Raw genomic sequence first — 18,607 nt, forward strand, 5'->3', positions numbered from 1 at the left:
TTCCGCCCCTTCTGGCTCACGGGCGGGGCGGGGGTGGTGTGTTTCGGGTTGGTGCCGCCCGGTGATTTTTCTGGTTTGGGTTTAGGGGTGTGTGGTGATTGGGGGGGCGGGGGTCCAGGTGACGGCGAGGGATTGGGCGAGGTGGAGCTGGGCGCGGCTCATCTTGGTGGCCACCGCGTCGCGGATGCGCAGGTAGATGTCGCGCTGGTGGCGGTCGGCGCGGGCCGCCGCCAGGATCAGCCATTTCTGCGACAGCACCACGTCGCGCGGCACGCCGCGGCCGGCGTCATAGGCCAGGCCCAGCAGGTATTGCGCGGTCGCCTCGCCCTGCTCGGCGGCGCTGGCATACCACCAGGCGGCCACCGCGACGTCCTGCGGCACCCCATGGCCCTTCTCGTAGAGAAAGCCGAGCAGCGCCTGGGCCCGGGCATTTCCGGCCTCGGCCAGGGGCGCGAGCTGGCGCGCGGCGGCGGCGGCATCGCCCTGGGCATAGAGCGCGAAGGCATCGGCCACCGGCCGGCGCGGGGCCTTCCCGGTGCCCTCGCGTCCCGCCCACGCGCCCGCCGGCGGGCGCCCCGCCGCCTCCCCCGCCCGGACCGGACCCAGGCCCGCGAGCAGCATCGCCAGCAGCATCGCCAGCCGTCCCGCCGCGCGCCGGCCGGCCTCCCGCGTCCCCGCCGCGCGCGAAATCATGGGCCCGCCCCGCGCCGCCGCGCCTGTCGCGGCGTCATCCGTTCCCCCCCGTCCGCGCGCGCCGTGGGCGGTCCCGGCCTGGATGGGCGCCGTCCCGGCCGCCGTTGCCCGGAGGGTCGATCCTTCGGGGGGCGACCTCCTGGCCGTCGATTCGCAAACCGTCGCATCCCGCTCCCCCGCTCCCTCGGCGCTCCATCCTTGGCCCCTCGCTCCTTGGACCTCTGCTCCTTGGGCGCCCGACCCGAGGGCGGTCGCGGCCGGCGTGGCCGGGCCCGGGGTCAGGGCGGCCCGGGCGGGGCGCGCCGGTGTGGGGTCCGGCGCGCCGGATCGCGCCGGGGCGGGCCCCGGGGCCGAAGGTGCCACTCCCTGGCCCTTCGTGTCCTGGCCCTTCGTGTCCTGGCCCTTCGTGTCCTGGCCCTTCGTGTCCTGGCCCTTGGTGTCCTGGCGTCCTGGCCGGTCGGGCCGGGCCGCGTCCGGGCCGGCCGGCCGGCGGGCCAGGGGGCCGGTCTCCTGTCGTGCCTGCCCGCGCCCGGCCATGGTTCAGCCTCCGCCCTGGATCAACGGGTCGAGCCCCGCGCCGTCGAGCGGCGAAAGGTCGAGGAACAGGGCGCCGAGGAACAGGGTGTCGAGGAGCCAGGCCACCCAGATCGCCGGCGCCAGGAACAGCCCGAACGGCAGGCGATCCTGCCGGCGCGGCGCCCGGCCGCCCAGCACCTGCCGCGCCCCCACCCCCAGCAGCGCCGCCAGCGCCGCCAGCTCGATCGCCACCGGGATCGCGCTCACCCCCAGCCAGGCGCCGGCCACGCCCGCCAGCTTCACGTCGCCGAGCCCCAGCCCCTCGCGGCCGCGCAGCGCCCGGTAGCCGCGCCGCAGCCCCAGGAACACCAGCCCCAGCACCGCCCCCCGCAGGCCCGCCGCCAGCCCCCCGTCAAGCCCCGCCACCGCCACGCCATGGGCGAGCCCGAGCCCCAGGGCGGCCGCGTTCAGCCCGTCGGGAATGAGGAAGCGCCGCGCGTCGATCACCGCGATGGCCGCCAGCACCGGCACCGCCGCCGCCGCCAGCAGCCCGCCCCAGCCCGGCGCCACGGCGAGGCTCGCCGCCATCGCCGCGCCCCCCGCCACAGCGCCCCCCGCCAGCAGCGCCGCCGGCGGCCGGCCATCGCGCCCGGCGCGGCGGCGGGTCGCCGGAGAGGGCGCCACGACCGGCGGGGACACGACCGGCGGGGACAGGACCGGAGAGGGCGGGACCGCGGGCCGTTCGACCATGCGCCGGCCTCAGCGGTTGAAGAGCGGCTGCGGGCCGCCGGGCGGCACCCCCACCGAGCCCTTCAGCTTGGCCCGCAATTCCTCCGCCACCGTGTGCGCGTCCACATTGTCGCGGATGATCTGCGGCCGGATGAAGATGATCAGCTCCGTGCGCTTCACCGTGGTGTTGGTGTGGGCGAACGCCTCGCCCAGGCCGGGGATCTGGTCCAGCCCCGGCACCCCCTGGCGCACCCCGTTCGAGCGCTCGCTGATCAGGCCCGCCAGCAGCACCGTCTGCCCGCTCGCCACCGCGATGGTGCTCTTGACCTTGCGCTGCGACACCGTCGGCGTCAGCGTTGTCGCGCTGCCCGACGCGCTCGTCTCCGACGGGGTGACGTTGGAAATCTCCTGCTCGATGTCGAGCCGCACCTGGCCGTTCACGTTCACCCGCGGCACCACGTGCAGGATGATGCCGGTGTTCTTGTACTCGATGGTGTTCACCACCGTGTTGGACGACGACAGCACCGTGGCGCTGCCGGTGGAGACCGGCACCTCGTCGCCCACCTGCAGGGTGGCCTTCTGGTTGTCCACCACCACCACCGAGGGGTTGGACAGCACCTTCACGTCGGTCACCGTGTGCAGGGCGTCAAGGATCATGCGCGGCTGGTTCTCCCGCCCCACCAGCAGGTTGAACCCGGGCAGCACGCGGTTGATGGCCTGGTCGGTGATGTCCCCGGACAAGGTGTTGAGGGCCGAGCCATTGTTGCGGCCCAGGCCCAGGTCCTTGCTGGTGAGGTAGAACTGCACCCCATAGGCGAGGGCGTCGTTGAGCGTCACCTCGGCCACCGTGGCCTCGATGGCCACCTGCAGCTGGGGCTGGTCGAGCTGGGTCAGGGTGCGCTCGATGATGCGGTAATTCTCCTGGCTGGCGAAGATCAGCAGCGAGTTGTTGATGGCGTCGGCGGTGATGCGCACCCCCGGCAGCACCGCCCCGGTGCCGGCCCCGGCCGCCGCCCCGCGCGGGCTCGCCCCCGCCCCATCCTCGCCGCCCGCGCTCTCGCCGCCGGCCGCCGCCGCCGGCGGCGACAGGCCCAGCCGCTGCTGCACCGTGAGGCCGCCGCCCGCCCCGCCGCCGGAGGCCACCGCCCCCGCCCCGGGGGCGACCTGGCTCGCCGCCTGGTCGAGCCCGCCGGCGCCGGCGCCGCCGATGAACAGCTCGTTCAGCACCTTGGCCATCTGCCGCGCATCGCCATAGCGCAGCCGATAGACCCGAACCCCCACCGTGCTGTCGGAGCGGTCCAGCCGCTCGATCCAGGTGGCCGCGGTCCTCAGCAATTCCGGCCGCCGGGCCACCACCATGATGGCGTTCAGCCGGCCGATGGCCTGGAACTTCACCAGCTTGTGGCTGAGCCCGCCCTCGCCGCTGTCCATCACGCTCTCGATCTCGGCGATCAGCGTGTCCGGCGCGCCGTTGCGCACCGGGTAGATGCCCACCGACTGGCCGCGCATCCAGTCGGCGTCGAAGCTGAGCGCGGTGCTGATGGCGGCCTGCCGCTCCGCCGCCGTGCCCTGCACCAGCAGCAGGTTGCGTCCCGCGTCCACCCGCACCGAGCCGGCCTGCACCGCGAAGCTGTCCAGCAGCGGCATCAGGGTCGCCGCCGAGACATAGCGCAGCGGCACCACCGAGAGGCCGTAGCCCGGCTCCGGCCGCCCCGGGCCGCGGTCCACGCCGCCGCCCCCGGCCGCCTCGCTCAGCGGCGTCAGCCGATAGCCGCCGGCATCGCGCACCATCGCCACATTGTTGGCCCGCAGCGCCGCTTCCAGCACATAGGCGAGCTCCCCCTTCGGCACCGCCCGCGCCGACGACAGGCTGATGGTGCCCTGCACCCGCGGATCGATCACGTAGCCCACGCCGAGGATGTCCCCCAGCACCACCTTGGCCACCGTCGTCACCGGCGTGTTGTCGAAATTGAGGTCGTAGCCGTCGCCGTCCGCCGCCGCAAATCCCGCCGCCCCGCCGGCCGCAAATCCCGCCGCCCCCGCCGCCCCAGGCGTTCCGGAGGCCACGTACTCCACCGCCCGGCGCGTGTCCGCAAGCTCCTGCGGCCCCGAAACCGCGCGCGTCTCCCGCGGCGAAAGATCCAGCCCCCGAACCTGATCCATCACCCCCTGAGGCTTAACATCATCCTCAATATTCGCACAGGCCGAAAGGCTCGTCACAAGCGCCATCGCGAGCAGCAAGCGGAGCTTGTCCGGTCGGGGGCCGAGCCGGTCTGACCGATCTTTCCGCACGCTCCACCCGATGCCTCGATAACAAGCCGGCTGCCGGTCGATGTGGCTGACCCCGCGCTTCCGACGGCGCCCGTCCCTGTATCTGGCGCGTATGACAGTAATATTAGAACCACCCCATACGCGCATTTGCCGCGCGGATGCAAGACATGCGGGAATCCGCCGGCCGCCCGGCGTCATCCGCACGCCACGCTACCGTCACCGGGTGCCTCCACATTGCGCCGGCCAGCGGCACGGCGGAGTCGCGGCCAGGGTCCAGCCCCGCCGGAACCTGTGACGGGGCAAGGGGAACGGAGCGGGCAGGTCCGGAAATGATGCGCAGGTGGTCAACGCCCCGGGCCCGATACGCCGGCTGCGCCGATGCGTCGGGGAGCGCGCCGGTGCCGTTTTCCCGCCTCCGGCGGCTCGGCCTGCCCTCGACATCCCGCCTTCGCGGCACCCTGGCCGCCCCGCTGCTGGCCGGCGCTGTCTTGCTCGCCGCCGCGGCGGAACCGCCCGCCGCGCGGGCCGCGGATACAGCGGCATCGCCCGGGAATCCGCTGCGCACCTTGCCCGTCGAGACGCTGCGGGCCACCCGGGACCGCCCGCTTTTTTCCCCTTCCCGCCGGCCGGCCGCGCCCCCCACCCCCCTTGCCGCGGCACCCGAGCAGCCGGAGCCGGAGCCGGCGCCGGCTTCCGCGCCAGCGCCCCCTCGCCTGCGCCTGGCGGGCACCATGACCGGCACCGCCGGCGGTTATGCCATTTTCGTCGACCTGGACACCCAGGCGCCGGTCAGCCTCGCCGCCGGCCAGGCCCGCGGCGGCTGGGTGCTGCAGGCGGTCACCGCCCGCGACGCGACCCTCGGCCGCGGCGACGATACCGTGGTGATCGAATTGCCCGCCCTCCCCTCCGCCGGCCCGGCACCGACCCGGCGCCCCGCCCCCGAGGCGCCGCCCGCATCGAGCCGCCCGCCAGCGCCGGCGCCAACCCGCGCGGCCCACGTGGTTGTGCCCCGGCGGCCGGCGCACACGCCGCTGGACGACTATCGGGACCATTGAACGCGCCGGGGACGGCGTCATTCAGCGGTCATGGACCGTGGGGAAAGTGCGGCCGCCGTCCCTTGAACCTTCGACCGCGCGGGCGCCATCGTGAGCCAGATCATCGGTTTGTTTCCCACGCCGATCATGCGCGTGGAGCAGCTTCTCACCCCCACCGAGGCGGACGCCCTGGCGATGGAGATGGGAGACGAGGCGGGGCTGGCCAATGCCTATTCGGACCGGCTCTCCCACACGCCGGTGGCCACCGTGGCCGCGCGCGAAAGCTTCGCCCGGCTCGGCACGCGGGTGGGCCCCAAGGTGAGGGAATTCGGCGAAGTCCTGTTCGGCGAGGCGCTCACCTGGCAGATCAAGGAAATCTGGGTGAACGTGCTGGAACAGGGCGGCCACCAGGCCATCCATACCCATGCCAACAGCTTCATTTCCGGCGTGGTCTACCTGACGCCGGCGCACCCGTCCGCCAACCTCGTGTTTCACAAGGCCATCGGCGGCTCGGGCTTCATCTTCGGCAACAGCAATTCGAACGCCCGCGTCAACGCCTTCAACGGCGGCAAATGGGCGATGCCGCAGACCAATGCCGGCGATCTCGTGCTGTTCCCGAGCTACCTGCTGCACGAAGTGCCGCGGAACCAGGGTGAGCGGCGCATCTCCATCGCCTTCAACGCCATTCCCGAGCGGCTCGACAATTTCGGCTACGCCATCCGCTTTTCCTGACCCGCGGTCCCCAGCCGGGCGCGGGCCGCCGCGCGATGGAAGGAACAAGAGCCATGTCCACCCCCCTCCGTCTTCCCGCCGTGGCGCTGGGCCTGCTGGCGCTTTCGGCCGGTGGTGCGCAAGCGCAGTGCGCCTTCGACCAGTCGTCGCCCAATGCCAACGATCAGCTCCGGGTCGCCGAGCCGGCGGTCAGCATCGACTTCATGCTGGAATTCGACCTCCAGCAGGTGCGGGTCGTGGATGCCCAGGCGGTGGAGTGGCCCACCGACTGGACACCGGCCGCCAAGGAGGTGCGCCGCACCCGCTTCCGCATCACCAAGCCGCTTCCGCCCGGCAAGTATCTGATAGAATGGAACGGCTATCTGAAGCGCCACCAGCATGCCGATGGCGGTTCCATTCCGTTCACGGTGCTGGCTCAGGACGGGGCGCCGCCCGCGGGACCGGCGCCAGAGCCGCGCGCAGATCTCGTGCCTCGCTCCGGCCCGGATTCGCCCTATCGAGCGCTTCTAGGAGCCGGCGCGCCGCCAGCGGATCGCTGACCGCAAGGTGCCGCGCCATGGCCAGCACCGGCTGGTAGGCGGCTTCGAAATCGGGGCTCACCCGCACCAGCTCCACCAGGCGCGGCGCCAGGGTGCCGATGACATCGCGCGGCCCGCGGGCCGCGAGCGCCTCAACCCCTGTCGCCAGATAGCCGTCGCGCGCCCGCCAATAGGCCGCGAGGCGCGCGCGCGCCGCCGCATCGGTGGCGGCGAGCACGTCGGCAGGGTCGGGATGCAGGGCGCTCACCAGCGCCAGCAGGCGCTCGGCCGGCGTATCGGCCATGGCATAGGCGGTGCGCGGCGCCTCGGCGGTGACGAACGGGCGGTCGTCGGTGTTGAGCGGGCCGGGCCCGGCGAAGCGGCGCAGGTCGCCGGCGCCGGCCAGGTACAGGCCGAACAGGGCGAGCGTGTCCTTCAGGTCGAGGGCGGCGAGGCGGCGGGCCAGGACCCGATCCGTGACCCGCCGCGCCAGCCAGTCCGCGGGATAGGGATCGGGCGCCAGCCGGCCCACCAGCGCCACCAGAGGCGTTTCGACGCTGAACTGGGCGAGATAGGCGCTCGCGTCGGGAAACACATCGAGAAAGGTGCGCACGATCACCTTCAGTGTGTCGAGATCGAGCTGGTGCAGAGGCAGCCACTGGCAGAACACACCACCGGCGGCCAGACGGGCGCGGATGGCGGCGAAATGCTCGCGCGCATAAAGGGCGCCGGAGCCGTCCACCGAGGGATGGTACAAATCGGCGACGATCACGTCGTAACGCGCGCCGGCCGCGCGCACGAAGCGCCGGGCGTCCGCCACATGGACCCTCGGCCCGCCGGCGCCCTCGGGGCGTGACGATGGCGCGAACAGGGGGAAGGTCTCCACCACCTCCGGCACCAGCTCCACCCCGTCCACCTCCAGCCCGGGATGATCGCCGGCCGCCGCGAGCGTGGCGCCAGTGCCGAGGCCGAGGAACAGCGCCCGCCGCGGGTCCGGATGCAGCAGCAGCGGAATATGCGCCTGGCGATGGTCCGAGCGCTGGGACGCGGTGCCGCCCATGCGGAAATGCGCGTTCACCTGAAGATGCAGGTCGCCGCCACTGTTGCGCACCACGCTCACCGCCGCCATCACCCCGTCGCGATGCCACGCCAGCTCGCCACCGGGCGGCACCCGCGCGAACCGCAGCGAGGCCGGCGCCGCCACCAGCGCCACCGCGCCGAGCGCCACCCCCACCGCCGCCAGCCGCGCCGGCCGGCGGAGGTCGGGCAGCGCCAGGAGATAGCCCAGCACCAGCACCGCGAAGGCAAGCTTGGCGCCCACCAGGGGCAGCAGCAGCGGTCCGAACAGGGCCGGCGCCAGCGCCGCGCCCAGGGTATTGGCCGCCAGTGCCCCGGCCACCCCGCCGGTGCGATCGCTCGCGCGCTGGGCGAGCTCCGTGAACAACGCCCCCATGGCCAGGGTGGGGGGCAGGAAGGCGACCAGGGCGACGCCCAATTCCGCGCCCATCCGCCCCGCCACGCTCGCCGGCAGCAGCCCGCGCAGCTGCACCAGCAGGCCATCGGCGAAGCCCAGCAGCCCGGCGCCGGCGGCGCAGGCCAGCGCCGTGACCGCCACCAGCGCGCTCGCCCGCCCGGGCTGGCGCCCTGGTCCCGGCGCCCAGCGCGTCCATGCGGCCGCCCCCAGCGCCGTGCCGGTGAGATAGGCCGCCAGCAGCAGCGCGAAGGTGTAGATGGTGTTTTCCAGGATCTGGCTCAGCACCCGGATGGTGAGCACCTCATAGCCGATGCCGAGCAGGCCGGTGGCGAACAGCGGCACCGACAGGCGCCAGACCACCGCCCGCCCCGGCGCGGCAGGCCGCGCCCGCGGTGTCGCCAGCACCGCCATCAGCCCGGCGCAGGCCAGGTTCACTGCGGCGCAGACCACCAGGGTGCGCGACAGGCCGAAAGCGGGGATGATGAGGAAGGCGGTCGCCAGCGTGCCGGCCACGGCGCCGGCCGTGTTCGCGGCATAGACCGCCCCCACCGCCCGCCCTTCCGCCAGATGCGGCGCCAGCACGGCTTCAAGGGCCGGAAGGGTCGCCCCCATGGCGAGGGTCGCCGGCAGCAGCACCAGGAGCGGCAGCGCAAAGGCCACCAGCCATTGCCAGCCGGCGGAGGCATCCACCGGCACCAGCGCCGGCACCGCCGCGCCCACCAGCGGCGCGAGCCCGATCAACGCCAGCGCCCACAGGCCGATGACCAGTTCCAGGCCCGCATACCACAGCGCCGGCCGCCGGCTCGCTGCGGTGGCGCGGCCCAGCAGCAGGCTGCCCAGCGCCAGGCCCGCGAACACGGCGCAGACCACGCCGAGCACCGCGACAATCTCATGGCCCAGCGACACCGCCAGCATCCGCGCCCAGACGATCTCATAGCCCAGCCCGGCGAACCCCGACAGGGCGGCCACCGCGGTGAGGGCGGCGATGCGGCGCCCGCTGGCGACGGACGAGGGGGCGCGGGGCGCGACGGCATCGGACATGGCAGGACCTTGGCAGCGCGCGACACCGCGAGGCGCCGGACGGCGGATGAAACGCAGCGCGCGGCGCCATGACGGCGCCGCGCGCATCAGCTCGCGCAGGGCGAGGAAGGGGACCGGCGCGATCCGGCGCCGGCCGCTGCCATCACTTGTTCTTCAGGGCCACCGCCATGGCGCCGTTGGTCTCCACGAGGAGCTTCGGCTGGTCGGCGACGCGGATGAAGATGGGGTTGGTGTAGAACCACAGGTCCGACCACGCGGCCACGTCGTAGCTGGAGATCTTCTGGCCGTCGCGCACCACCATGTGCGCGGGGCAGGCCGCTTCCTTGCAGGGCACGAACGGGCCCTTCTGCGCGGCGTTTTCCGGGTCCCAGTCGTTCAGCGGGTTGCCGCGGGCGTCGGTCTCGGCCGGCGTGGAGGGCGGCAGGTTGCTGCCGCGCACGCGCACGTACATGTTCTTCTGCACGTTCGGGATGGTGACGACCATGGTGCGCTTCTGGCCGTTCGCCTTCCAGGTGGTGGGGCTGAACGACGCCAGGATGCCAGCCGTGCTGTTGGTGGCGCTGGTATATTTGGCGCTGGTCGGGGCCACCACGCCGCTCACCTCGCCGCGGATGAAGTCCACATGGCGCAGGGTCGGCTTGTTCAGGGGCTCCTTGACGCCGATCTGCAGCAGCGAGGGATTGTTGAACCGGTAGGGCGAGTTGTTGGCGTCGGTGGGCTGGGTGACCTCCAGGGTGAGGCGCACCGAGCGGCCGCGCGGCACCACCAAGGTCTGGCCCATCTTGGCGCTGCCCGACGCGGTGGAGCCGATCACCTCGGCCTTGTAGCTCAGCTCGCCGGCGATGAGATCGCCCATCACCGAGAAGGTGTTGCCGGCGCGCACCGCATCGACCACCACCTGCGGGCGCAGCGCGGCGCTGCGCGAGGGGCGCGGAATATAGAGCTTCTGGAACTCGCCCGGATAGAAGTCGTTGGTGGTGCTGCGCTCATAGATGGAGAAGGCGCCGCGGTTGTGCCAATCCGAGCTGCCGAAGAAGAACCAGTTGCGGCCCTCGCCCAGCAGCGCGTCCCACAGGCCGCCGATCTTGGCGGCGTAGATGCCGGTCCCACCGAAGGTGGTCACGCCCACCGAATCGCAGCCCTCGCCGCAGAAGTCGGCGCGATACTCGCCGCGATTGTTGCTGGCCTGGTGACCGGGCTGGCTCTCGAAGCCCACCGCGACCGTCGGGCCGGCATTGTTGAAATTGCGGAAGTGCTCGATATTGAAGCCGCGGTTGTTGTCGGCGTTGAACACGCCGGCGCGTTCCACGTGGGCCGGCACGTAATAGCTGTCGAGCGGATAGTACTTCTGCAGCCACTGGACGCTGGGGACGGCCTTCTGCTGGTGGTTGATGATGCTGGAGCCGGGGCCGGAGACGGTCGCCACCTTGTCGGTCCAGTTGTGCCGCGGCGCGCCGCCGGAGGTGTCGGCGTCGGAGCGGTCGAAGCGATACTCGAACTCGGCCACGGCGCTGGCGTCGCCGGTGTTGCCGCCGAAGTTCTGCGGCTTCTGGTTGCCGATGACGGTCATGGAGGTGTGCTCGTGGCCCGGCACGTTGGTCTCGATGCCGGCATAGAGCATGGGCTTGTTGAGCTGCTTGGCGAGGCGCGTCAGCTCGGGATAGATGATCTCCTCCGCGCTCTGCCAGCGCCACATGGCGCGGTGGCCCTGGGCGGTGACCACGTCGCCCTTCACGGCGGTGACGGGCTTCTCGTCCCAGAACTTGCCCTTGCCGGTCACCGAGCCGTCGCCCTCGGGATCGTCGATGCGGCAGTCGCGCGGGCTGGAGCCGCCGTGGTCGGCGGCGCCGAGCCACTCGAGCCCGAAATTCTGCACCGACTTCTTGACCATGGTTTCCACCGACGAGCGCCCGTCGGAGCACGGCGTGTGATTGTGGAAGTCGCCCGCCATGTAGCTGTCGGCGAACGCCGGCGCCGAAGGCACCACGGCCACGCCGCCGGCCACCACGAGGGCCGAGGCGCCGGCGATCAGATGATGCGTGAGCATCCCGCTCTTCATATTCCAACCCCTGTCTAGAACTACGGATGGAAGGACTCCGCTGGCGGCTCTCCTAGCGTCGTTCTGTGACCCCCTCCTGAAGCTTCCATGACGGAGGAGAAGGTAAGCCGCGCAACCATCTCCGCGCCGCGCGGGCGGGGCCGCCGCGGGCCCGGAGGGGTGGATGCGAGGGCCGGCTGTCATCATCGCGACACCGGCCGCCCGGTAGGTGATGCGCTTCGCGCCGCCACAGGGAGCGCCCGCCGGCGGTCCTGCGACTTCGGAGTGGGGAATCAACGTGACGTCATCGACGCCGGAACCGGCCGCGCCTGCGGTCGTCGGGGACGGGCAGCCCGCCGGCGGTGGACCGCGTGGCCCTGCGCCACGGCGCTGGTCCGCCGGGCTGCGGCGCCTGCTGCGGGAGCCGCTGCTTCAGTTCATGGCCATGGGCGGGCTCATCTTCGCCGCCCATGCGGCGGTGACGCCGGCGGTGCCAAAGGAACGGCTCATCGAACTGACGCCGCAGGTGCGCGGCACCATCGTCGACACCTTCAAGGCCGCCCACGAGGGCCGCGAGCCGAGCACCGACGAGCTCAACAAGCTCATCGACGTGTGGCTGCTCAACGAAATCACCTTCCGCGAAGCCCTGGCCCAGGGCCTCGACAAGGGCGACGAGATGATCCGCGACCGCGTCACCCACAAGATGCGCCTGCTCATCTTCAGCGGCGTCGAGGTGAACGAGCCCACCGCCGCCGACCTCGCCGCCTGGTACGAGAAGCGCCGCGCCGACTACGACATCCCCGACCTCGTCAGCTTCATCGACGTGGCCTTTTCCGGCCCCGATGCGGAAGCCGAGAGCCGTGCCGTGCTGGAGCAGATTCGCGCCGGCACCGAGCCGGAAGAGGTGCAGATGCGCGCCAACATCTTCGCACAGCGGCCCCGCCCCTCCCTGGAGCCGTCCTTCGGCACCGATTTCGTCACCCAGCTGGTGGCCCTGAAGCCGGATGAATGGCGGGTGCTGCAGGCCACGGACGGCTGGCATGTGGTGCGCCTCGACACGTTCGAGCCCGGCCACGCCGTTCCCCTCGACGAGGTGGGCGCGCAGGTGGCCCAGGCCTGGAAGGACGAGCGCCGCCGCATCCTGGCCATCGCCGCCACCCGCGACCTGGGCAAGGCCTATGTGATCCGGCGCGACGCGCCGCCCGCCGCGCCATGAGCCGGCCAACCACCCCGACGACGACGCGGCGCACCCGCCCCGCCGGCGGCGCCATCGCGCTCCGCCTGCTGGCGGCGGTGCTGGCGCTGCTGGGCGCGGTGCTGGCAGGCGCCGGGGCAGCGCGCGCCCATGAGGCCACCATGGCCGTCATCACCCTGCGGGAGATCGGCGCCGGCCGCTATATCGGCCAATGGACCATGCCGCCGGCCGACCCCCGCCTGCAGCCCATTTTCCCGCCCCATTGCCGCTGGACCCCGCCGGAGCTCGACTGTAGCGCGCGCGGCCTGGTCGGCCAGCTCAGCTTCATGGGCCTCGGCAGCAAGCAGTCGGTCGCCACCATCCGCGTCGTGCCGCGCGAGGGGCCGCTGGAAGCCTATACGGTGAGCGTAGCCAACCCCACCGCCACTGCCGCGCGCGACCCCGGCACCGACCTTGCGGTGTGGCGCGAGCTGGCTGAAACCTATGTCAACCTCGGCATCGACCACATCCTGCGCGGCATCGACCACCTGCTGTTCGTGCTCGGCCTCATCTGGCTGGTGAAGGGCGGCTGGCGGCTGGTGAAGACCATCACCGCCTTCACCGTCGGCCACTCGCTCTCCCTCGCCGCCGCGACGTTCGGCTGGGTGGGCGTGCCGGAACGGCCGCTCAACGCGGCCATTGCCCTGTCCATCGTCTTCCTCGGCGTCGAGATCGTGAAGCTGCAGCGCGGCGAGCCGGGCCTCACCGCACGCTATCCCTGGAGCGTGGCATTCGCGTTCGGCCTGCTGCACGGGCTCGGCTTTGCCACCGCGCTCACCGCCCTCGGCATTCCGCAGGCCACCCTGCCCATTGCCCTGCTGTTCTTCAACGTGGGCGTGGAGATCGGCCAGCTGGCCTTCGTGATGCTGGTGCTGGCCCTGCTGTGGGCCCATCGCCAGGCGCAGGCGATGTTGCCGCGCTGGGGCGCGGCGGTGCCCGCCTATGCCATCGGCGGCCTTGCTTCCTATTGGTTCCTGCTTCGCATCTGACCTCACCCCGATCGCCTGGGATTGATCCTGCCATGACCCGCTCCCACCGCGCCTCCACCCTGCTCCTGGCGGCACTGTTCGCCAGCCTGCCGCTGGCCCCCGCCCTCGCCCATACCGGCAGCGGCGTGGCGGTGGGCCTTGTCAGCGGCTTCCTGCATCCCCTCACGGGGCCAGACCATCTCATCGCCATGGTCGCGGTGGGCCTGTGGGGCGCGCAACTCGGCGCTCCCGCCATCTGGGTGCTGCCGGTGACGTTTCCGCTGGTGATGGCGGTGGGCGGGGTGCTGGGGCTGATGGGCGTGGACATTCCGTATGTCGAGCCCATCATCGCCTTCTCGGGCCTCGCGCTTGGCGCCATGGTGGCGCTGGCGGCCCGCCCGCCGCTGTGGGTGGCGGCACTGCTGGTGGGCCTGTTCGCGGTGTTCCACGGCTACGCCCACGGCCGCGAGCTGCCGGACGCAGCGGACGCGGTGGCCTTCGCCCTGGGCTTCGTGGTGGCCACCGGCCTGCTGCATCTCACCGGCATCCTGCTCGGCGTGCTGGTGCGCTGGGAATCGGGAGCGCGGGCGGTGCGGGCCTGCGGCGCCGCCATCGGCTGCCTCGGCCTCTATTTCCTGCTCAGCTCGGTCGGCATCGTGGAATGACGAATCGCCTTCGCCCTGCCAGCCGGCTGGCGACCGCCGCGATCGCGGTCGTCGCCAGCCCGCCCCTGGCGCACGCCCACCTGGTGACGACCCGGCTGGGCGACTTCTACGGCGGCGCCCTGCATCCGCTCACCGACCTGCAGCAGCTGCTGCCCTGGATCGCCCTCGCCGCGCTCGCGGCGTTCCAAGGCGCACGGTACGCGCGCTGGGTCATCCTGGTGTTCCCGCTGGCGCTGGCGGTGGGCGGCGCGGCATCGCTGCTCATCCCTCCGCCGCTGCCGTTCGCATCGGTGCTGGGGCTGGCGCTGGTGGCGGGAACGGGGCTGGGGGTGGCCGCCGCCGCGCGGCTGCCGCTGCCGGCGCTGCTGAGCCTCGCCACCGTGACCGGCCTGCTACATGGCTACGAGAACGGAGCGGCCATGGCCGCGAGCACAGACCCGATGCTGTTTCTCACCGGCATCCTGGCCACCGGATACGTGGCCGTCACCCTGATGACGGGCGCCGCGCTGGCATTCCTCAGCGGCGTTGGCGGCTGGCGGCCCATCGCCCTGCGGGCCGGCGGCAGCTGGGTGGCGGCGGTTGGCATCATGGTGCTCGGCCTGCATCTGGTGGCGCCCGGCGCCAGCTGAGTCGCCGCCCCGGCCCACCGGCCGGCTCTTCGCCCGCCGCCCTCGCCCGCCGCCCTCTCCCGTCCGCGGCCCGCGCCCCGGCTCGCCCGGCGGCGGGCGGCGTTGTGCCCCCGCGGCATCGGGTGCGCGGCGGGCGTGGCTGCAGGCAAAAAACAACCCCGGACCAGCCGGGGTTGGTGAAGTTGGCACTCGCGTAAAGCCGGTGGCTGCGCGAGTCGGCGCTTCTCAAAAGCGATAGTTGATGCCGACCTTGAGCAACTGCAGGCTCTGGTCCACGGTGGCGACATAAGGATTGATGAAAGTGGCGGGCGCGAAGTTGAAGCGCGCTTCGTTGCTGCCCAGATCGACGTAATTGTACTCGATCTTCGCCGACCAGTTGTTGGTGACGGCGTATTCGACGCCCGCGCCCACGGTCCAGCCCCAGCGGGTGGAATTGGCATCGGCCGCATAATTGAAGGCCGGCGCGAGCAGGTCGGTGTTGCCGGCGCTGTGGGAGACGCTGGCCCAGGCGGCGCCGCCCTTGCCATAAACGAGCACGCGGTCGAAGGCGACGCCCAGGCGGCCGGTGATGGTGCCCAGCGCGTCGATCTTGGAGTGGCAGGCGTCGTTGCTCTGGATGCAGCTGTTAGCCACGCCGTTGAAATAGGCGCCGGAGCCGGAGATGTCGGCCCACGCCGCGTCGGCTTCCACACCGATAACGATGGAATTGATCTGATAATTGTAGCCGATCTGGCCACCGACCAGGGCGCCGTCAAGGCTATACTCGGCATCGACCGCGCTGATGGTGGTCGGGTTCAGGGGATCGCGGGAATTGCTGAAGTCATTCTTGGCCCAGCCATAGCCGGCCTGGGCGCCGATGTAGAAGCCGGTCCAGCTGAAGGCGGGCGCGGCGACGGGCGCCTTGGTGACGGTCTTGGCGGCAAGATCGGCCGCCTGTGCGGCGGTCCCGGCCAGCGTGGCGGCGAGTAGACTCGTCAGAAGCAGAGAACGGCGCATGAAATCCCCCGGCCCGATGGATGCATCGATACCGGCTACATAGCCTATCCTTCCGTCATGAACTGTCTCTCATCGGCCACAGATTGGACCACCAATACTGTCACAATACATTCAATATCGCGCACTCGCCTGTGAAGAGCAATGTTATGCGGCTATTCAAGCGACACCCCGACCCGGGCGGTCGATTCCGGCGGCACGGCGCTGACCGCACCGCCGGACCGAACCCCGCCGTCGCCCGGGAGCGGGCCGGCTCGCGACGCGAGTATTTGGGATCGGGGTGAACCTCGTGTAGGTATGTACCCCGGCACCAGGGAAGGGCAACGCGAATGGCGGGATTTCAGGTGAGCTGGCGCGGTTTACGATTCGACCTCGACTGGGGGCAGGTGGCCTCGGAAACCGAGAACGAGCTGCGCATCCTCCAGCCGGACGGCGGTGCCTGGATCATCAAGGACGTGCCCGGCCACGGCCTGCGCGTGGTCTATCACGCCGCCCCCTTCGACCCGCTGATGGGCCTGGCCCCTGAACCCTGGCGCCCCTCCCGCCGCCCCGCGCCGGACGACACCCCGGACCCATCGCAGGCCTAGAGCGTTTTCGAGCGAAGCGGATACCGGTTCGCGTGAAGAAAACGCGTCAATACAGACTTCTGGAGCGATTTCCGTGAGCCAAGGCGAGCGGAAATCGCTCCAGAGCCCATGTCAAGAGCCACGCCACAAAACCAGCACTGTATTATTGTCTATCCTGCAGAACAGAAGGATGGATTGAACTAAAATATGGAATATCTATTTATTATTTGCCTGGACTGGATGGGAATATCCCCCTTTCAAGCAGTACCGGCATCAAGTGGCTTTTTTTGAGAAAAACATAGACTGGATGGCGCATGTCTGAACATGGCGTAGGAATCTGTGTGCAAAGCACTTTGTGCATCACGCCTCTCAAGCCTTTCATCACGGGCAAGGCGGTCACCCCGAACACCCTCACCGGACAGCTCATCGCAAATGAGATGTACCAGTGGATCCGAGATACGGTAGACATTCCTGGCGCGACCTCGGCAACGTATGACCTGACGAGCGAGGATATCGGACACCTGATCCGAGTTCGCATGCACTTTACAGATGCGGACAATAATTTTCACACGGTGACATCCAAACCCGTCGGGCCGATCCAGGGGGGTGGAGCAACGTTTGTCAATTCCGGAGCTTTCGCGGTCAATGCGGGAGGCGCGGCGCTGGATGTGCCCATGCCGTCCAGCATCACTCCCGGCAATCTGCTGTTTGTCTGGATGAGCGCCAACGCGACACGAACCGCGAATCCAGTCGCGGGCTGGACCTTTCTCAACGCTTCGACAATCCCGGACAACATCATTGCATACCGCATCGCCGACGGAAGTGAAGGCGCATCGGTAACCTTCACCTACTCTGGCAACAGCGGCCTGTTCGGCCAGGCGATTCAGTTCTCCGGTGTAAATACGACGACGCCGCTGGGCGCGCACAACACCGTTACCGGAACCGGGACCACCGCCTCCAATAGCGGTCTTACGACGAGCAGTGCGCGCGGTCTCGTGCTGGGCCTCACCATCACAAACAGCGACCAAGTCATCCCCGCCGCGTCTGGATGGACGCCAATCGAAGGTGGGGTCACCAATGGGTCGACGCCGTATGGACATGGCGCGAGAACGGTAACGAAATTCGTATCGCCTGCAGGAGCAACGGGTCCGCTTTCCGTTCCAATCTCCTCCATCTCCTGGCGCGTGAGTCTGTACGAGATTATCTCGCGCACGGATTGATGCGTAGCGGAGCAAATGGGCTGGCCGCGCCCGACTCCAGGGTCCTCGGCCCCTCGCCATTCATGCTCTTGCCGTCGCCCCGGTCGCTGACCGATGCCAGGCGGATCGCTCAGGTCCCGCGCAGGCTTGACCACGGGCCCATGAGCCTGGCTCATGGGCCCGTGGCATCTGCCGTTCGCCGCGAAGTCACGGTCCAGAAGCCAAGACCTCCCCGGGGCCACCACGTGCACAGGCCTGCGGCTGAAGAAAAGTCCGGCGGCGCGACTGGAGGAAAGGCGTGGGCCCCCGCCCGGCCCCCGCGTGCGTTCCCTCTCCCGGGCACGCGCCAGGCGCGGTCCCCCGGAGAGACGCTCGGAACGCGCTTCCTGCGACAGCCGCGCCGCCGGCACCGGGACCGGCGGTAAGCCCGCCGGCCCGCGTGCTCGCGTGCCCGTCAGCCCACCATGCTGAGGCCGCCGGAAACCGACAGCACCTGCCCGGTCACATAGGCCGCCGCATCGGAGGCGAAGAAGGTGATGGCGCCGGGCAGGTCCTCCGGCTCGCCGATGCGGCCGAGGGGAATGGACCGGCGAAAGGCCTCGGTGAGCTTCTCGGCATTGCCGGCGCCCTTCTTGTAATCCTCGAACAGGGCGGTCTGGGTGGGGCCCGGGCACACCACGTTGAAGGTGATGCCATCGCGGGCATGCTCGCGCGCCAGGGTCTTGGTGAGCGCCACCAGCCCGGCCTTGCAGGCAGCATAAACGGCTTCGCCGCTGGAGCCCACCCGCGCGGCGTCTGAGGCGATGTTCACCACCCGCCCGGCCTTGCGCGCCACCATCAGCGGCAGCACCACATGGTGCATGTGCAGGGCGCCGACGAGATTGATGTCGATGAGGCGCTGCCAATCCTCGGGCGCGGTCTTCAGGAACGGCTTGAACACGTCCCACCCGGCATTGTTCACCAACACGTCGATGGGGCCGAGCTCGGCCTCGGCGGCACTCACCGCCTGTTCCACGCCGGGGCGGTCGGTGATATCGCAGGCATAGGCGCGCGCCGCGCCGGCGGCGGCGATCTCCTCCACCGTGCGTGCGGCGGCGGCCAGATCGCGGTCGAACACCGCCACCCGGCCGCCCAGCGCCGCGAACCGGCGGGCGGTGGCGCCGCCGATGCCGCCGCCGCCGCCGGTGACGATGATGGTCTTGCCGGTGAAGGTCTTGCCGGTGAAGGTCTTGTCTGGGAAGTCGGTCACGTCGCAGTCTCGCTGATCAGGGATGGAAGGAACCTTCCGCCGCCGGGAGGGGGCGCAA

The 18,607-nt window shown here is 70.8% G+C and carries 15 protein-coding genes and 1 pseudogene; 9 read left to right on the forward strand and 7 right to left on the reverse strand.

What is annotated here, in order from left to right:
* Positions 1-81: 81 nt before the first annotated feature.
* From V5F53_RS08625 to gspD, 3 genes are all read right to left on the reverse strand, one after another.
* Positions 82-693 carry a tetratricopeptide repeat protein gene (locus V5F53_RS08625; RefSeq protein ID WP_509212990.1) on the reverse strand — a complete coding sequence of 204 codons (612 nt, stop codon included), beginning with the start codon at positions 691-693 and terminating at the stop codon, positions 82-84.
* 540 nt (positions 694-1,233) lie between these two features.
* The gene (locus V5F53_RS08630; RefSeq protein ID WP_509212991.1) at positions 1,234-1,959 is read right to left on the reverse strand and encodes a prepilin peptidase; all 726 of its coding nucleotides are present in this window, start codon (positions 1,957-1,959) and stop codon (positions 1,234-1,236) included.
* A gap of 9 nt (positions 1,960-1,968) precedes the next feature.
* Positions 1,969-4,101, reverse strand: coding sequence for a type II secretion system secretin GspD (gene gspD, locus V5F53_RS08635; protein WP_509212624.1), 2,133 nt, complete (start codon positions 4,099-4,101; stop codon positions 1,969-1,971).
* Positions 4,102-4,940: 839 nt separating this feature from the next.
* Between gspD and V5F53_RS08640 the strand changes: the two genes are divergently transcribed.
* From V5F53_RS08640 to V5F53_RS08650, 3 genes are all read left to right on the forward strand, one after another.
* Positions 4,941-5,264 (forward strand): hypothetical protein, encoded by a 324-nt coding sequence (locus tag V5F53_RS08640; RefSeq protein ID WP_393998612.1) that lies wholly within the window; start codon positions 4,941-4,943, stop codon positions 5,262-5,264.
* A 90-nt stretch (positions 5,265-5,354) separates the two neighbouring features.
* The gene (locus V5F53_RS08645) at positions 5,355-5,975 is read left to right on the forward strand and encodes a TIGR02466 family protein (protein WP_393998613.1); all 621 of its coding nucleotides are present in this window, start codon (positions 5,355-5,357) and stop codon (positions 5,973-5,975) included.
* A 53-nt stretch (positions 5,976-6,028) separates the two neighbouring features.
* Positions 6,029-6,514 (forward strand): copper resistance CopC family protein, encoded by a 486-nt coding sequence (locus V5F53_RS08650; protein WP_393998614.1) that lies wholly within the window; start codon positions 6,029-6,031, stop codon positions 6,512-6,514.
* 607 nt (positions 6,515-7,121) lie between these two features.
* Here V5F53_RS08650 and V5F53_RS08655 read toward each other — a convergent pair.
* A pseudogene (locus V5F53_RS08655) lies at positions 7,122-9,095 on the reverse strand (fused MFS/spermidine synthase); the annotation flags it as partial.
* Between the two features lie 55 nt (positions 9,096-9,150).
* Positions 9,151-11,055 carry a CehA/McbA family metallohydrolase domain-containing protein gene (locus V5F53_RS08660; RefSeq protein WP_393998615.1) on the reverse strand — a complete coding sequence of 635 codons (1,905 nt, stop codon included), beginning with the start codon at positions 11,053-11,055 and terminating at the stop codon, positions 9,151-9,153.
* A 289-nt stretch (positions 11,056-11,344) separates the two neighbouring features.
* Here V5F53_RS08660 and V5F53_RS08665 point away from each other — a divergent pair, with 289 nt between their 5' ends.
* Genes V5F53_RS08665 through V5F53_RS08680 form a run of 4 tightly spaced genes read left to right on the forward strand, consistent with a single transcriptional unit; the run spans position 11,345 to position 14,542 of the window.
* On the forward strand, positions 11,345-12,262 hold the full coding sequence (locus V5F53_RS08665) for a peptidylprolyl isomerase (RefSeq protein ID WP_393998616.1): 918 nt from the start codon (positions 11,345-11,347) through the stop codon (positions 12,260-12,262).
* Complete coding sequence (locus V5F53_RS08670; protein WP_393998617.1) at positions 12,259-13,269, forward strand: HupE/UreJ family protein; 1,011 nt, start codon at positions 12,259-12,261, stop codon at positions 13,267-13,269. The genes V5F53_RS08665 and V5F53_RS08670 overlap by 4 nt, the downstream gene beginning before the upstream one ends.
* Positions 13,270-13,301: 32 nt before the next feature.
* Positions 13,302-13,913: a HupE/UreJ family protein gene (locus V5F53_RS08675; RefSeq protein WP_393998618.1), complete on the forward strand. Its 612-nt coding sequence runs from the start codon at positions 13,302-13,304 to the stop codon at positions 13,911-13,913.
* The gene (locus tag V5F53_RS08680; RefSeq protein WP_393998619.1) at positions 13,910-14,542 is read left to right on the forward strand and encodes a HupE/UreJ family protein; all 633 of its coding nucleotides are present in this window, start codon (positions 13,910-13,912) and stop codon (positions 14,540-14,542) included. Before V5F53_RS08675 ends, V5F53_RS08680 begins: the two co-directional genes overlap by 4 nt.
* Positions 14,543-14,767: 225 nt before the next feature.
* On the opposite strand, the gene V5F53_RS08685 is transcribed toward V5F53_RS08680, so the two are convergent.
* Positions 14,768-15,538, reverse strand: a complete 771-nt coding sequence (locus V5F53_RS08685) for an outer membrane protein (protein ID WP_393998620.1) — start codon at positions 15,536-15,538, stop codon at positions 14,768-14,770.
* Between the two features lie 326 nt (positions 15,539-15,864).
* On the opposite strand from V5F53_RS08685, the gene V5F53_RS08690 reads away from it, so the two are divergent.
* Both V5F53_RS08690 and V5F53_RS08695 read left to right on the forward strand, forming a co-directional pair.
* Complete coding sequence (locus V5F53_RS08690) at positions 15,865-16,122, forward strand: hypothetical protein (protein ID WP_393998621.1); 258 nt, start codon at positions 15,865-15,867, stop codon at positions 16,120-16,122.
* A gap of 293 nt (positions 16,123-16,415) precedes the next feature.
* Entirely contained in the window at positions 16,416-17,321 is a 906-nt protein-coding gene (locus V5F53_RS08695) for a hypothetical protein (protein WP_393998622.1), read from the forward strand.
* A gap of 433 nt (positions 17,322-17,754) precedes the next feature.
* Here the strand turns inward: V5F53_RS08695 and V5F53_RS08700 are convergent, their stop codons facing one another.
* The gene (locus V5F53_RS08700; protein ID WP_393998623.1) at positions 17,755-18,549 is read right to left on the reverse strand and encodes a glucose 1-dehydrogenase; all 795 of its coding nucleotides are present in this window, start codon (positions 18,547-18,549) and stop codon (positions 17,755-17,757) included.
* Between the last annotated feature and the right edge of the window lie 58 nt (positions 18,550-18,607).

The sequence above is a fragment of the Xanthobacter cornucopiae genome (genome assembly GCF_043195065.2).
Taxonomy (GTDB): domain Bacteria; phylum Pseudomonadota; class Alphaproteobacteria; order Rhizobiales; family Xanthobacteraceae; genus Xanthobacter.